The 15,737-nt window shown below is 67.4% G+C and carries 12 protein-coding genes; 5 read left to right on the forward strand and 7 right to left on the reverse strand.

Annotated features, from left to right (window positions below; genetic code table 11):
* The first annotated feature begins 5 nt into the window (after nucleotides 1-5).
* Nucleotides 6-875 carry a sugar phosphate isomerase/epimerase family protein gene (locus ACPDIX_RS06945; protein WP_423431055.1) on the forward strand — a complete coding sequence of 290 codons (870 nt, stop codon included), beginning with the start codon at nucleotides 6-8 and terminating at the stop codon, nucleotides 873-875.
* A gap of 361 nt (nucleotides 876-1,236) precedes the next feature.
* Nucleotides 1,237-2,619, forward strand: coding sequence for a Gfo/Idh/MocA family protein (locus ACPDIX_RS06950; protein WP_423431056.1), 1,383 nt, complete (start codon nucleotides 1,237-1,239; stop codon nucleotides 2,617-2,619).
* Nucleotides 2,620-2,715: 96 nt separating this feature from the next.
* Here ACPDIX_RS06950 and rmuC read toward each other — a convergent pair whose 3' ends face one another.
* The 6 genes from rmuC to trpD all read right to left on the reverse strand — a co-directional run bounded on the left by rmuC (nucleotide 2,716) and on the right by trpD (nucleotide 9,095).
* On the reverse strand, nucleotides 2,716-4,164 hold the full coding sequence (rmuC, locus tag ACPDIX_RS06955; protein ID WP_423431057.1) for a DNA recombination protein RmuC: 1,449 nt from the start codon (nucleotides 4,162-4,164) through the stop codon (nucleotides 2,716-2,718).
* 106 nt (nucleotides 4,165-4,270) lie between these two features.
* On the reverse strand, nucleotides 4,271-4,669 hold the full coding sequence (locus ACPDIX_RS06960; protein ID WP_423431058.1) for a RidA family protein: 399 nt from the start codon (nucleotides 4,667-4,669) through the stop codon (nucleotides 4,271-4,273).
* A 22-nt stretch (nucleotides 4,670-4,691) separates the two neighbouring features.
* Nucleotides 4,692-6,245 (reverse strand): divalent metal cation transporter, encoded by a 1,554-nt coding sequence (locus ACPDIX_RS06965; RefSeq protein ID WP_423431059.1) that lies wholly within the window; start codon nucleotides 6,243-6,245, stop codon nucleotides 4,692-4,694.
* Nucleotides 6,246-6,378: 133 nt separating this feature from the next.
* Nucleotides 6,379-7,266, reverse strand: a complete 888-nt coding sequence (locus ACPDIX_RS06970; protein WP_423431060.1) for a diacylglycerol/lipid kinase family protein — start codon at nucleotides 7,264-7,266, stop codon at nucleotides 6,379-6,381.
* 13 nt (nucleotides 7,267-7,279) lie between these two features.
* A complete protein-coding gene (locus ACPDIX_RS06975; RefSeq protein ID WP_423431061.1) occupies nucleotides 7,280-7,903 on the reverse strand; it encodes a YqaA family protein in 624 nt (207 codons plus the stop codon).
* Between the two features lie 109 nt (nucleotides 7,904-8,012).
* Nucleotides 8,013-9,095: an anthranilate phosphoribosyltransferase gene (gene trpD, locus ACPDIX_RS06980; protein WP_423431062.1), complete on the reverse strand. Its 1,083-nt coding sequence runs from the start codon at nucleotides 9,093-9,095 to the stop codon at nucleotides 8,013-8,015.
* Between the two features lie 193 nt (nucleotides 9,096-9,288).
* Between trpD and ACPDIX_RS06985 the strand changes: the two genes are divergently transcribed.
* From ACPDIX_RS06985 to ACPDIX_RS06995, 3 genes are all read left to right on the forward strand, one after another.
* A complete protein-coding gene (locus ACPDIX_RS06985; RefSeq protein WP_423431063.1) occupies nucleotides 9,289-10,440 on the forward strand; it encodes a Gfo/Idh/MocA family protein in 1,152 nt (383 codons plus the stop codon).
* A gap of 66 nt (nucleotides 10,441-10,506) precedes the next feature.
* Nucleotides 10,507-11,418 carry a sugar phosphate isomerase/epimerase family protein gene (locus ACPDIX_RS06990; protein ID WP_423431064.1) on the forward strand — a complete coding sequence of 304 codons (912 nt, stop codon included), beginning with the start codon at nucleotides 10,507-10,509 and terminating at the stop codon, nucleotides 11,416-11,418.
* A gap of 384 nt (nucleotides 11,419-11,802) precedes the next feature.
* Nucleotides 11,803-14,394: a hypothetical protein gene (locus ACPDIX_RS06995; protein ID WP_423431065.1), complete on the forward strand. Its 2,592-nt coding sequence runs from the start codon at nucleotides 11,803-11,805 to the stop codon at nucleotides 14,392-14,394.
* 62 nt (nucleotides 14,395-14,456) lie between these two features.
* Here the strand turns inward: ACPDIX_RS06995 and ACPDIX_RS07000 are convergent, their stop codons facing one another.
* A complete protein-coding gene (locus ACPDIX_RS07000) occupies nucleotides 14,457-15,527 on the reverse strand; it encodes a hypothetical protein (RefSeq protein ID WP_423431066.1) in 1,071 nt (356 codons plus the stop codon).
* Nucleotides 15,528-15,737 lie beyond the last annotated feature (210 nt).

The raw sequence follows: 15,737 nt of genomic DNA on the forward strand, positions 1-15,737 counted from the left end.
TCGTGATGAAAATCGGTTTCCATACGGACGCATTTAATTCCGCTTGCTGGTCCTTCGACGACTGCCTCCAGTGGGCCAGGCACCACGACCTGCAGTACATCGAATGTGGTCTGACTGACGGCGTCAGTTGGATCCATGGGCTGGGGTATTTCCCCCATGTCGCACTGTACGAGGATCCCGTTCTGTTGCGGCGCAAAATGGAGCGCTACGGGGTCCGGTTCTCGCAGGTGGACGCGGCATTTCCCCTATCCACAGAGGAAGGACCGCTGCGCGGCGTTCCCTATGTGTTGAAAGCGGTGGCTTGGGCGGCGCAGGCGGGTTGCCCATGCGTGGACACCACGGACGGACTCCATCCCCCGGCCGGCCTGACCGTGAAAGAGACCCTGACCATGATGAAGCGCAGTTATCTCCAGATCCTCAAAGTGGCCGAGGCTCACCGAATCGTGGTCAATATCGAGCCTCATGGCTGGTTCACCACCCAACCGGACCTGCTGCAAGAAATGCTCACCTTCACGGACAGTCCCTACCTTCGCTTCAACATGGACACCGGTAACACCTACATCGCCGGGCAGGACCCGGTCAGCTTTCTTAAGAAGTTCCTTTCACGCGTCGCTCATGTGCACCTCAAGGATGTGTCGTCCTCGTTGGCCGAAAGGATGCGCGGCCGGGCAACCGGCGTGGCCATCAGTCACTGCAGTCTGGGCAAAGGGGTCAACGCCGAAAACATCGTCGGATGCATCTCCCTGCTGCACGAAGCGGGATACCGCGGAGTCCTCAGTATCGAGTGTGAAGCAGCGGGAGGACCGCTTCTTGAGGAATCGCTCCTGTGGTTGAGGGCAACATTGGAACGACTGGGCATTGCGGAGACACGATGAAATCCGCAGCAGTGCCGGGGTGGACAACGGCGAAGGGCGCCGCGGCCATGCCCCGCGGCGGACCGGTGGGCCCCCCGCTCCCGGCTCTGCAAGAGGTTCGCTGATGGACCTGCGGCTCCACAGTTGGGAGACTACTCCTCTCCGTCGTGACCGGCGCTTTCCGAGGCACCGGCCCTCCGGCCCCGAAGGGCGTGGCCGCCGGAAAAGATCCGCTGAGCAAGGTGCTTTTCATTGGCAGGTCGGGTCTGACACAAGGCCCGTTCCGGGGCCGAAAGCTCTCCCGAACTTGCACAGGCGTCCCTGTGCCCAATAAATATTCAGCGCGGGATTTTGCCCCGGGCCTTCTGAAGTCGATGCGACCATGAAAACCAAGCGACCCCCCTACGGAGACCGACCCTCTGATGTCCAAGCCGGTTTCGCCCGTGGCGACACGCCCCGCCATGCCTGGAACCGGCGCCATTTCCTCGCCACGTCGGCGGCGGCCACGGCCGGACTGGCCATGCTCGATCTGGCGCGGGTCGCGCATGCCGCCGGCAGTGACAGGCTGCGCGTCGGGCTCATCGGCTGCGGCGGCCGCAACACCGGCGCCGCCGTCCAGGCCCTGCGCGCCGACCCCGGGGCCGTCCTGGTGGCGATGGCCGACATCTTCCTCGAACGGATCCAGAATGCCCGCCGCGTCATCCAAGCCGAACTGGCCCGAGACGGGCGCGACAATCAGGTGCAGGTGCCCGATGAACACGCTTTCACCGGGTTCGACGCCTACCGGCGCGTCATCGAGCAAAGCGACGTGGTCCTCATCGCCAACGCCGCCAAGTTCCACCCCTGGCACATGCTGGCCGCGGTGGAGGCCGGCAAACACGTGTTCGTCGAAAAACCGCACGCCATCGATCCTCATGGCCTGCGCCTGCTCGAACGCGCGGTGGCAACGGGCCGGCAAAAGGGCCTTTGCATGGTCTCCGGCCTGCAGAGCCGCTACCACACGGGTTACCAGGAAACCATCCGGCGCATCCAGGAGGGCGCCATCGGCCGTGTGATCGCCATCGAGGAAAACTTCCTCCGCGGCCCGTACGGGATCCTGGAACGACCACCGGGCCTGACGGAACTGCAGTGGCAGTGCTACGTCCAGTACCGTTTCCGCTGGCTCTCCGGCGACGACGTGGTCCAGTCGCTCATCCACAACCTCGACCGCGCCAGTTGGGTCCTGGGCAACACCGCGCCCCTCCGATGCCACGGCCTCGGCGGCCGTTCCACCCTCACCGAGGCCCGGTACGGGGACGTGTTCGATCACCACTCGGTGGTCTATGAATGGCCGGACGGCATCAAGGTCTACGCCTTCTGCCGCACCACGCCGGGCTGCTATGACGAGAACTCCAGCCTCGTCCACGGCTCCGAAGGCCGCGCCGACCTGCTCCACTGCCGCATCACCGGGGCACGACCCTGGCGCTGGCAGGGAGCGTGCGACCCCTACCAGGAGGAACACAACGCGCTGTTTGCGGCCATCCGCAGCGGCAAACCCCTCGACAACGGCGATTACATGATTCGCAGCACCCAGATCGCTGTCATGGGCCAGTTGTCGTGCTACACCGGCCGCGAAATCACCTGGGAACAGATCCGGAACTCCGATTTTGCCTACCCGCCCAAGCCCGAGGACTGTCGCGACGGCATGGAGCCGCCCACCCAACCGGGTCCGGACGGCACCTACCCGGTGCCGCGCCCCGGACAGACGCGCTTCGAAGGGCTCTGACCTGCGGGCGGATCCCCGCAGCTCGTGCGCAGAGAACCCACTGCGCAAGAAACGGTGCAGCCGGTTTCCGGGGGCGGACCGGGGCCGGAGGCTGCGCTACGCATCCGGGGCGGTCCGGCCGGCACCGCTGTTCCCGGTCGTCAACCGCAGCCCCTGCGCGATGGGTTCCGGTTCGGGCAGGTCCTTGCCCGGCGCGCCACCACCCAACGCCGCCAGTTTTTCCCCCGCCGGTCGGACCCTTGCCTGGAAACTGCCGACCGCATCGTTGTAGGCGGTCACCGCCCGTTCCAACCCTGCACGCAGCTTCTCCAAGTGCTGCGTGAAGGTCACCACCCGCTCGTACAGGTCACGCGCCGCCTGCGCGATGCGCTGGGCGTTCTCCGTCTGGGCGTGCTGCTGCCAGCTCACCGCCACCGAACGCAGCAAGGCGATCAACGAGGCCGGCGTGGCCAGCAGAATCCGCCGTTGCGCCGCCCAGACGATCAACTCACGGTCACCCTCCAGCGCCGCGCTGAACAGCGATTCGGCCGGCAAAAACAGCACCACGTGATCGAGGGCGTTGGGAAACTGCCGGGGATAATCCCTCTCGGCCAGGTCGGTGATCGTCTGCCGCAGTTTCCGCGCATGAGCCGCCAACGCAGCCGCGCGCCGGGCCGGGTCCGCCTCGTCCAGCGCGGACAAAAAGTCCAGGTCCGGAACCTTGGCATCCACCAGGATCACCCGGTTGCCCGGCAGATGCACGATCAGGTCCGGTTTCCCCTCCGCCCCGCTGACCTGCTCCACGAAATCGCAGTGCGCGCTCATCCCCGCGGCCTCCACCACACGCCGCAGGGTTTCCTCGCCCCAGCGACCCCGTGCCGGGTTCGATCGCAGCACCATCCGGAACTGCTGCGTCTCCTGGGCCAGCATCTGGCTCTGTTGCGAGAGGGTTTCCAACTGCTTGCGCAGCTCGCCCAGCACCACCGACTGCTGGCTCTCGGCCTGCTGGAGACGGCGCTGATACGCTTCCAACTGCTCCTTCAACGGTTGCACCAGCGCGCGAATCGCCTCCTGACGCTGGGCCAGATCCCCCTTGGCCGCCTCCTGCAGCCTGCCCAGCATCTGACCCGCCAATTGCAGGAACGCCGGCGCGCTCTCCTTCAACGCCTCGGCGCTCAGAGCCTTGAACGCCTCGCGCACCTCCGCCAGGGCCTTTTCGCGGGCCTCCTGCCACTCGCGCAACGCACGCTCGTACGACTCCCGCTGCTCCCGCAGGGCACGCTCATGCGATTCCTGCTGCTCCCGCAGGGCGCGCTCGTGCAACTGCTGCTGATCCGCCATCAACCTCCGCGTGGCGTCCCGCTCGGCCTCCGCCGCGGCCTTTCCACGACTGAGCTCGGCCATTTCCGCTCGCAGTCGCACCAGTTCCTCCTCCCGGAGGCGCACCTGATCGCGCAACTCGTTCTCCAGGCGCAGATCGCCCGCCTGGGCACGGTTGCGCGCCCACAGCCAGACCGACACCCCGCCGGCGCACGCGCCCAGCACGAAACCGATCAACCACTCCATAAACCAGGTCTCCCTGCTCCCCGCCCACGGGCCCGGCCCCGGCACACCGTTCGCGACCGGCCACGGCGGGTCGTCCGCCCGCCGGCCCGCCCCGACAGATCCCGGTTCAGGACCCGGCCCCGTGGCCGTAACAGGCGATCACCTCGATCTCCACCCGCGCACCTTTGGGCAACGCCGCCACCTGCACCGTCGAACGGGCCGGATGATCGCGCGTGAAAAACCGCCCGTACACCTCGTTCATCGCGGCAAAATCCTGCAGGTCGGTCAGAAACACCGTCGTCTTGACCACATCGTCGAACGTGAGACCCTGATCCTTCAGCACGATCTCCACGTTCCGCAGCACCCGTTCGGTCTGCGCTCGGACGTCGCCCTCGACCAGTTGCCCCGTCGCGGGGTCCACCGGAATCTGTCCCGCACAAAACAACAGGTCGCCCACCCGCACCGCGTGGTTGTAGGGTCCCACGGCCGGGGCCGCTCCCGCAGGTCGAATCACCAACTTCTTCATATCCTCGTTGCTCCTTCGAATGTCAGGCCCGGTCGCATTGGAACCGAGCCTCTGCGTGCCCGACAAGCCCAAAGGCCCGGCAGTCCACGTCTGCCCGGACCGTTGGCAACGGACGGCCCGGCACCATCGCTGCCGGTCGGCCCAACAGCAAAGGAAGCCGATCCCAGACCCGCGTCTTGAGCTGGACGCCGGCACCCACCACCGACAGCGCCACGGCCACCAGCAGAATCAGGTTGAACACCAGCCGGCCCGGCGTCGCCGCAAACCCCGCCCCGCCGCAACTGCGCCGGTTGTACAGCACCAGAAACGTCACGTAGGCGATGGGCAACATCGCAAACGCGATCGCCGACGCCACCACCGGCATCCACAACGGCGTGGACGTCACCACCCCGAGCAACCCCACCACCGGCACCAGCGTGAACATCCGATACCGCTTCTCCGTGTACTCCAGCCCGAACATCTCGCACACGGTGAACCCGCACACCACCATGTGGGCGCTGATCGCCCCGCAGGTCATGGCAATGAACCCCAGATCGAACACGATCCGCCCCACGTTCGCGCCCATCACCGGCACCAGCGCCTGCGCCGCGTCCACCGGCCGCAGGTCCGTCCGCACGATCCCCGCCCGCGCCGGATCGTACACCGTGTTGGCCATGGCAATGATGATCAGCGAGGTCACCGGTACAAACGGCACGAGCATGGACATCACCAAATCCCACCGCGCCAGCGGCCGGTGCACCGGTCCCCAGCCCTTGGCCAGCAGCGAGTACCCGTACAAGAAGGTCATGTTGATCCCCACCGCGGCGCCGATCGCACCCAACACGGTTTGTACCCCGTTGGCCGTGCGCGGGAGCGTGAAACCGAAAAACCCGCGCACCAACGCCCCCCAGTCCACCCCCGTCCAAACCACCACCGTGGCAAACGAGAGGATCACCAGCAGGATCACACCCCGCAAAAACCACTCGTAAACTCGGATCCCCGCACCGCGCCGGCCGTAACTCCAAACCGTGGCCAGCGACACGCCCAGCAACAAAAAACCGGTCCCGAAACTCACCGCGTAACCCGCGCCCGTCAACCGCCGTGCCCCAGCCGCATCCACGGCGTACACCGGCCAGCCGGCCAGCTCCGCCAGGTCCCGCGCCGCGCCGGCCGCCAGGCCGTACTGCGGAAAATGCCAGATCACCGAGGCCACCACCGTGGCCAACGCCCAGAGAAACGCCAGGGAAGGATGCAGCTCCCGCGCCACCAACCGGTACGGGCGTTCACCCGTCATCAACACCACGTGCCCCAATGCCGCCAGCATGCACACCCCCAGCAGCATGGCCACCGGCTGAACCCACAGAAGGTCGTAGCCGAACGACGCCCCCGCCACCACCGACGCCACCGCACTGCCGGCCCCCAGGGTCATGGCGCTCTGCAACAGACCCGGCCCCGTCCGCTTCAAATACCCCAGCGCCTTCCGTGGCCACGGCAACGCCTCCAACGCGCGCAACTCGGCCACCTCACGTTCCAGAGCCTCCCGATCCACCTGCCCGCTCAGGGGCAGCCCCGCCGGCGCCTTGCTGGTCGTGCTCACGATCCGCATCGTGCCGGAGCCGGGCGCTTCCGTTCAACCCCACGTTTGTCCGATCCCCGCGCCCGCACCTTCCTCGAACCCGGCCGCTGAGGCCCCCGCTGAGCCTCCAAGCCCCGGCCGGACCCATGAACTTTCACACCGCCACCCGCAGCGCCCCCGGCGTAAGCCCGAAAGTAACCGGTGTGCGCCCCGCGCGTTCGCCGTCCACTTCGAACGGCACGGGCGATTCGGACGACAATTCCAACCGCTGCGTCCGGCCCCGCCGGACCCACCGCCCGGGCAGTCGGCGCCGCAACAGCACCGACAGACCGCCACACACGGCGATCCCCAAGGTCAACCGCGGCACCACGCAAACATCCAACCAGCCATCCTCCGCAGATGCGCCCGGGAACAACTCGAACGGCCCGCCGTAGAACCGGCCGTTGCCCACCAACACCCACGGACCGCTCATGCACACCTCGGCCAGTCGGGCCGTCACCAGCGGACAACCGGCCTGCAGCGCTTCCCATCCCGCCCACACGTACGCCCAGGGCCCCAACCACCGTTTCCATCCGGCCCGGACCCGTTCAATCGCCAGGGCATCCCAACCCGCCCCCGCCAACTGCACAAAAAACCGGCGCCCGGCCGCACCGCCTTCCTGCCACTCCGCCCAGGGCAGGTCCACACGTCGTTCCCGCCCTTCCCTCAACCTTTCCCACGCCCGCGCCAGATCCAGGTCCAGTCCCCGCTCCCGCGCCCACACGTTGGCCGTCCCGAGCGGCAACACGCCCAGCCGCACGCGTTCGAATCCACCGGGCACGTCACCGATCCCGTTGAGCACTTCGTTGACCGTCCCGTCGCCGCCCGCGGCCACCAACAGATCGAATCCCTCCCGCACCGCGGCGGCTGCCAGCGCCCGGGCCTCTCCTGCGGCGCTCGTCCACCGGATGGCGGTATCCGGTCCGCAAAGCGTTCGCAACCCCTCGCCCCCCACCCGCCGCATTCCCCGGGCCACCGGATTGGCGATCACACAAGGTCGCATCGCATCCGCGCCCTCATCTCAGATACTTCAAGGCCACGAAGCCGCCGATGCCCAGAGCCAGCAGCGCCCAGGCCAGCCAGTCGAAATACTTTTCGATCCACGACTTGACCTGGGGACCCAACAGGTAAACCGCACCGCCCACCAGAAAGAACCGCGCAGGCCGCCCGATGGCCGAGGCGGCAACCAAGGTCCACAAATCCACCCCGCACACACCGGCCGCGACCGTGAAAACCTTGTACGGAATGGGCGTGAAGGCCGCCGACAAGATCGCCAGAAAGGCATTGTCGTTGTACAAGGTGGCCACCCTGTCGAAGGCCGCCTGCGAGAAGATGTACGGGATGAACCAGCCCCGAACCGCTTCCCATGCGTAATGCCCGATCAGGTAGCCGAACATGCCGCCCAACACCGAGCCCACGGAACAAACCAGCGCAAACCACAGGGCCCGACGCGGGGCACCCACACTCAGCGCCAGCAACAACACGTCGGGCGGCACCGGGAAAAACGAGGATTCCATGAAGGCGATGGCAAACAACGCCCAGGTCCCACCGGGTCGCTCGGCCCAGCGCACGGTCCAATCGTACAGGCGGCGCAGCCAGGCGGTGGGACGCCTCGGTTGGTTCCGGGCCTCGTTGGTCATGCGGCTGGCGAGGGAACGACAAAACCGGCCGCTTCGTCAAGCCGGGCGGTCCGGACAGCCGGATGGTTGCCCTGACGCCCTCCGCCGGCTTGTGCGCGTTCGGTCGGCATCAGGCAGGGGATGAGGAACTCGCCGCGGACCGTCGAAGTTCCTCCAGTTTCCGGGCTGCTCGTCCGTCGTCCACGACCTGCTCGGCCAGCAACCAGCCCTGTTCCACCGATCCCGCCGCGCCCGCCACCCAGAGTGCCACGGCCGCGTTGTAAAGAACGGCCTCACGACGCGGACCGCGGTCGCGGCCCTGGAGCAACGCCTCGAGCATCGCGGCGTTGGTCGCCGCGTCGCCACCCTGCAGATCGCCGGGACCTGTGACCAGGCGGGCACGGGCCGGCCGTGGCCAGATGGCCGCGGCCTCTGCACCGCCCGTGCCGAAGACCACAACCGTGGTGGGTCCGGCCGGAGAAAGCTCATCCACCCAGACGCGCGTCTCGGGCCCGCTGCCGGGCAACTCGCCGCACACCACCGCGCCGCGCCGGATCCCGAGCGACTGCAACACCGCCGCCAGGGGGGCACACAGCTCCGGCCGCGCCACGCCCATCAGTTGCGCATCCGGTCGCGCCGGGTTCAACAGCGGGCCGAGGTAGTTGAACAGGGTCCGCTGACCCCGTTCGGCGCACAGCTTCCGCGCAGGGGCGATATGGCGGAAGGCCGGATGATACAGCGGCGCAAAAAAGAAGGCGAAGCCGTGTCGCCGGAGGTTCTCCACGGCCTGTTCCGGTGTGGTCTGAACCGGGATCCCGAGCGCCTCCAGCACGTCCGCGCTGCCGGCCCGGGAGGTGACCGCCCGGTTGCCATGCTTGGCCACCGCCACGCCGGCCGCGGCGCAGATCAGGGCCACGGTCGTCGAAATGTTGAACGTACCCGCACGATCCCCACCCGTGCCCACCACGTCCAGAATCACGCGTCCGCTGCGCCAACCCGGATCCAGTGGAGGCTCCACCGCGCGGCTGCGCAGTTCGTCCGCAAAGGCCGCGATTTCCTCGGGGGTCTCACCCCGGCGGGCCAGAGCGGCGAGAAAATCGGCTTTGGTCTCCACCGCAACACGCTCGTCCACGAGACACTCGACGGCGCCGCGGACCTCCTCGCGGGTCAACACCCCGCCCTCGTTCACCTGGCGGATCAATCGTTCGAGCACGGACCGGAAACTAGGTCGTTCCACCACGCAGACAAGCGCAAAGGACCGCGGCCGGTCCCACCCGTCCCCGGCGGCGGCCCTCCGCCGGGATGGGCGCTGGCAGAGCGTCCACAGCCCGTCGGATCCCAAACGGCCCGCGGCGCAGGCACGGTTTTGCTTTGGCGGGACGGGGCAGCTTCGTAAAGTGACGGACATGGAAAAGGTGCGTCTGGGGATCGTCGGACTGGGTAACATCGGCCGTTACCACGCCGATTACCTGCTGCAGGGCAGGGTCCGGCGATGCGAGCTGGTGGCGGTTTGCAGTCGCGGGAAGGCTGCCGAGCGTTATCCGGGCCTGAAACGGTTCACCGAGCCGGAGGCATTGTTCCGCTCGGGCGAGGTGGACGCCGTCCTCATCGCCACGCCGCACTATCAACACGTCACGCTGGGCATCGCCGCGCTGGCGGCGGGTCTGCACATTCTGGTCGAAAAACCCATAGCGGCCCACAAGGCGGACGCCGAACGCCTCATCGCTGCGGCGCAACAGAGGCCCCGGCAGGTGTTCGCGGCAATGTTCCAGCTCCGGACCGAGCCGCGTTACCAGAAGCTCCGCCGCCTGATCACCAGTGGCGAGCTGGGCGAGATCGTCCGGGTGAACTGGATCAACACCGATTGGTTCCGGCCGGAGCTCTACTTTGCCACCGGGGGCTGGCGCGCCACCTGGAAGGGCGAGGGCGGTGGTGTGCTCATCAACCAGTGCCTGCACAACCTGGACATGTTGCAGTGGCTCTGCGGCATGCCCGCCAGGGTGCGCGGCTTCTGCCAGTTCGGCCGGTACCACGACATCGAGGTGGAAGACAACGTCACCGCCTACCTGGAATGGTCGAACCGTGCCACCGGCGTGTTCCTCGGTTCCACGGGCGAGGCACCGGGCACCAACCGGCTGGAGATCGCCGGCACACGCGGCAAGGCCGTTTTGGAAGACAACCGGCTCCGGTTCATCCGCAACGAGGCGGACATGATCGAGTTCAGTCGCACCGCCGGGAGTCCGTTTGCCAAACCGGAAGTGTGGAACGTGGAAATCCCCTTCACCGACGCCACACTGCCCCACGCCATCATCGTGCAGAACTTCGTCAATGCCATCCTGGACGGCGAACCGTTGATCGCTCCGGGGCCCGAGGGGATTCACTCGGTGGAACTGGCCAATGCGGTGGTCTTCTCCGCGCTGCTGGACCGGACACTGCAGCTGCCCATGGACGGCGCGGCCTGGGAGGCAAAACTGCAGGAGCTGATCGCCAACTCGAAGGTCCGGAAACAGGTCGTGGAGGTGGAACCAACCGATTTTTCGGCTTCGTTCCGGCGTTGAACCCGCGGCGGGGGCCGGCCCGGCGCCGGTCTCCCTGCCGCCGTTTGTCGAGCAGGAGGAAGAACCATGATGCTGATGGGCATAGGCGACGAAGCGGGCGTGCGCATCGAAAGCCAGATCGCCGCCCTGCGCGAACTGGACTGGCGGCACATCGAGCCGCGCACGGTGGAAGTGGCCGGTCATCCCAAGGGCAACTTCCATGACATCCCGGACGCCGCTTTCGACGTGGCGTTGGCCCAACTTGAGAGCGCGGGCATCCAGGTCTACTGCTTCGGCTCCACCATCATGAACTGGGCCAAGACACCGGACACCCCGTGGGAGGTCACACTGGCCGAAGTCCGCCGCGCCATCCCCAGGATGAAACGCGCCGGCGCCCGGTACATCCGCATCATGAGTTTCAAACCCGGCGACGACGAGTACACCATCCCCAGGAAGGTGTTCGAACGCGTACGCGACGTCACCCGCATGTTCCTGGACGAAGGACTCCAGCCCGTCCACGAAAACTGCATGAACTACGGCGGCATGAGCTGGCAACACGCCCTCGAGCTGCTCGACAAATGCCCGGGGCTCAAGTGGGTCTTCGACACCGCCAACCCCATCCTGAACCCCGACCGTTCCAAACCCAAACCATGGCCCCGGCAGGATCCCTGGGAGTTCTGGGAACACATACGCGATCACGTCGTCCACATCCACGTCAAGGACGCCACCTGGGTGCCCGAACGCAACGATGCCAGCTACCACTGGCCCGGCGAGGGCCAGGGCCGTGTCCGCGACATCCTGCGGGACGCCCTGGCCCGCGGCTACGACGCCGGCATCAGCATCGAACCCCACATGGTGGCCGTCTTCCACGACCCGAAACAGGCCGCCGCCAACGACGAGGCGCTGCGCAAGAACTTCGTCGAATACGGCCGGCGCCTGCAAACCATGCTCGATGAACTGCGCCGGGAACTGGCCGGCGCCGAGGCCGGTCGCGCCTGACCCGCCGTCCATCACGCGAATTCAGGCTCGCAGCCGAAAGCTCCGGGCGGTTTCCCGGGTTTCGGGCTGCCCGGTCAAACTCCGGGCGGTCCCTCCAACAAACGTCGGATTTCCTCCACCAGCCGGTGGAGGCATAGTGCGCCCCAGATGCCGAGGCGTCGCCTCTGTTCGATCCGCCCGCCGTCACCATCATCCGGGCGTGGGCGGGCCCTGGCAGCCACGTTGGCCGCCGGCCTGTTGGCTTGGGCCCTGGCCGGCGCAACGGGCGCTTCCGGCCAGTCCGCCGGTTCCCCAACCCAGAGTTCATGGATCCGGGTCTCCCCCGCCGGGGCGGTTTGGAGTCTTTCCGACACGCGCGGCAATCGGATCCCGGATTTCTCGACCGTGGGCTACGCCGGTGGCGAGCGCGAGCCGCCCCTGGTGCCCGTCCGGCAGGTGGTCGTGCCCGGACCGGGCGACGACACCGCGCGCATTCAACAGGCCCTCGACACCGTGGCCGCTCTGCCCATCGACGCGTCAGGGTTCCGCGGGGCGGTCCTTTTGGCACCAGGCGAGTTTCAAATTTCCAACCAGGTCACCATCCGCGCCAGCGGCGTGGTGCTGCGCGGGTCCGGCCGCGGCACCAACGGCACCCTCCTGCGCGCCACCGGACGCACCCGGCGCACCGTCATCCTCGTGGCGGGCGGCGGCGCGCCTGAAACCGTGCCAAACACCACCCATGACATCACGGACCCGTATGTCCCCGTGGGCGCGCACGCACTGACCGTGGAAAGCACCGATGGCCTGGCGGTGGGCGACCGAATCCTCGTCCGCCGCAACGCCAACGACGCCTGGATCCGTGATCTGGGGATGGACCTGCTGTGTTGTCCGCCGGAGGTGAATCCCTGGAAACCCTCCGGCTACCAGATCGACATGGACCGCCGCATCGTCGGGATGGAAGGCAACACCCTTTTCCTCGATGCGCCCGTCGTCTGCGCCATCGAAACACGGTACGGCGGCGGCACGGTGCGACGCTTCACGTGGGAGGGACGAATCCGCAACGTGGGGCTCGAAGATCTCGAGGGCGTATCGGACTTCACCGCGCCGGACGACGAGGACCATGCCTGGACGTTCATCCACCTTCAGGCAGTGGAAGATGCCTGGGTCCGCCGCGTGACGGCACGTCATTTCGGTTTTGCCGCCGTCAGCCTCGGCCGTGGCGCCCGTCACGTGACCGTCAGCGAGTGCGAAGGGTTGGATCCCGTCTCACAAGTCACCGGCGGCAGGCGATACGCCTTCGTCATGGACGATTGCGAACTCTGCCTGGTCCGCGACTGCCGAACCCGCAACGACCGGCACCAGTTCGTCACCCAATCCCTGACCACCGGCCCAAACGTCTTCGTGGACGGACTGAGCGAGAACGCATGGTCGGATGCCGGACCGCACCACCGGTGGGCCACCGGCGCCCTCTGGGACAACGTGGAGGTGCAGGGGCACGACCTCAACGTGCAAAACCGCGGCAATCTCGGCAGTGGCCACGGTTGGGCAGGGGCCAACTGCGTGGTCTGGAACAGCCGCGCCCGCGGATTCGTCGTTCAAAACCCGCCCGGTGCCAGAAACTGGCTGATCGGTTCGGCCGGGACACTGAAGGAGGGCACTGTCTACGTCGGGCCGCACGACCCGGGCACGGTGGACCAGCACGGCGCGCCCGTCTTTCCCCGCAGCCTCTACCACGCCCAGCTCCAGCACCGGCTCCATCTGCCGGGCCTCCAAATCCGCGAGTACCGGACCGGCCTGCCGGACGCGTTCGACCCGCTCAACCCACCCGACGGAGAAACCTCCTTGGACCCTGCCTGGGCCGAACAGGTACGCGCCCGCGCCGGCACCCAACCGGTAGGCCAGTTGGACGAATTCCAGCCCGGTCAATGGGTGCCGTTCACCATTCTCTGGACGCCGGACCCCGGCCTTCGCGTCGCCGCCGCTGCGCTGCAGATTTGTCTGCGCACGGCCTCTTCCCCCGCCAACCCAACCCGCCTCTACCTCGACACCCTCACCAACGGCATCCCCGTGGACAACCTGCCGCACAGCCCCGCCGAACCGGACGGCTCCGTAGTCTACCTTCTGGATCTGGAGGATCGACTCCCGCAGCTCGCCGACGGCAGGCTCGACGTTGCCGTGCACGGCGACGTGGCCGTGGACTGGGCAATGCTCGAGCTGCGCCTGGTTCCCGCCTCCCCGGAGGTGCAAATCCGGATTCAACCCGCAGCCGATACCTGGGTGCGGGAACCCCCGGGAGACGCCGACAACCATGCCGGCGATGCCTTGTTGGCCGTGGGCCGCGACCCCCAACCCGGCAACGAACGCCGGGCCTTCCTGCTCTGGCGAACCGATCGCCTGCCGTCCAACTGGGTCGCGGCCATCCGCTCCGCCCGTGTGGAACTCGCGCCTGTGGCGGCAGGCTCCACCATGGAACAGGCGCTGGCCTGTGCAGCGGGACCGCCCTGGGCAGAAGCGATGACCTGGCTGGAACAGCCCGGACTACCTCCTCCCCTTGCCTCCTGGATTCCCCAGCCGGGGCGCAAGGTCTCCGCGGCCGTCACGCCCCAGCTACGCGCCGCCCTCGAACAGGGATGGCACCTGGTCGTGGGCCTGACCCCATCGCCACGGTCACCGTGGGCCGGGCACGCCACCTACGCAGCCCGCGAATACCCCGCACTTCAGGCCCGGCCCTGGCTCGCGGTTTCTCTGCAGCCCGGGGCGGTTCCCCGGCCGCGCTTTCGCAGCGTCCGCCTGAACGCTTCAGCCCTCGAAGTCGAAGTGGAACAGCACGTGCCCGGAGCCCGATACCGCGCCCTTTTCCATCCCCGGCCGGTGCCACCATTGACCGGGTGGACCACCCTCCGCGAAGATGTCTTTCCGGAAGATCCCGTGGTTCGACTGACCCTGCCCGTTCCGGACACGCACCGGACCGGGTTCTTTGCTCTCGAGCTTTTCTGAGAATCCCACCGTTCGCCCTCGCGCACCCGACCAAGCCGGACCCGGCCGAACGCGCCCCCCACTCATCGGCCGGAAGCGACCCGCGCAGCAGCACGGCGGGCCCGCCACCACCCGCGTCCCCACCCCACGAGCATCGTCAAAAGGAAGCCGGCGATGGCCACACCGTTGCCCGCCGCGCCCCAGGAACGCCCCGCCGCCCAACCCAGACCATCCGCGGCCAGCCGCAACACCAGGGACACCTGCAACGCCGCCCACCAGAAATATACCGCCGGATGAAACACCACCGGCACGCCCAGTATGGCCGGGAAGATCACCGGGGCATGCCCAAAGATCATGGCAAACACGAATCCCACAAAGAAGGCGTGCAACATGCCGTCGTAAGCCACCCCGGCGGTCTGCGGCCAGCTCAACCCCATCCACACGCCCGAGATCAGCAACCAGCCGTACCCGCTGAGCAGGCTGATCGCCATGTAACGCGGCAACCCCGGCGAACGGATCGTGCGCCAGGCCAGATCGAATCGCAGCAACCACACCGCCGTGCCCGCAAGCGCGGCACCCAGCAGGAGATTCCGACCCGGCAGTTGTGCCGCTTCGAAAACCAGTCCCCCCACCAGCACCGCCAGGCATGCCAGCAGCACCCGGGCCGCCCGGGGATCCGGAGGCGCAAACCGCGTCAGCTCGAGCCGTTCACCCGCGATGATCAGGAGGAGGAAGGCCATCCAGGCCGGCACCACCTGCGCCACGGGCCGATCCAAACACCACGCGACATTGCCCGCCAACCACGACCCCGCACCCAGCATCTGCACAATGTTGGCCAGATTCCGCTGGATCATCAGGATCCGGATCGCCACTGCCAGGAACACCGCACTGCCCGCGCTGATGCACAAGCGCGGTCCCCAACCCAGAACACCCGCCTCCGTCAACACGCCTCCGACACCCGCCAGCAGCGGCGCCCACCACGTCCATCCCGCACGCAGACCCACGGCACGTTCCAACCCGATCAGCGTGCCCAGAAACCCGCACACCATCAGCGGCCCGTGAAAGGTGATCCAGTTGGCGTGATGGACCGGCAACGGCAGGTTCCATCCGATGCGCAACAGCCCACCCCAGATGCCGGTCACCAGACCGCTCATGCCCGACAGCAGCAGGCACGCGCGCAACACTCGTTCCCAGCGACCGACAGGGCGGGTGGCCGATGAGGAAAGACCCTGGCTCATGGTGTGGCAGCAGGGCGGATCAACCGACGGCCGGTGGCCTCTTCGGCCGACGCACCGCCCGCAAGGCCGGACAAGGTGGACCACTCACAGCCGGAGACCAGGCCGCGTCGTTCCTCGCCGCCCTCC

It is taken from the genome of Limisphaera sp. 4302-co (genome assembly GCF_049537155.1).
GTDB lineage: Bacteria > Verrucomicrobiota > Verrucomicrobiia > Limisphaerales > Limisphaeraceae > Limisphaera.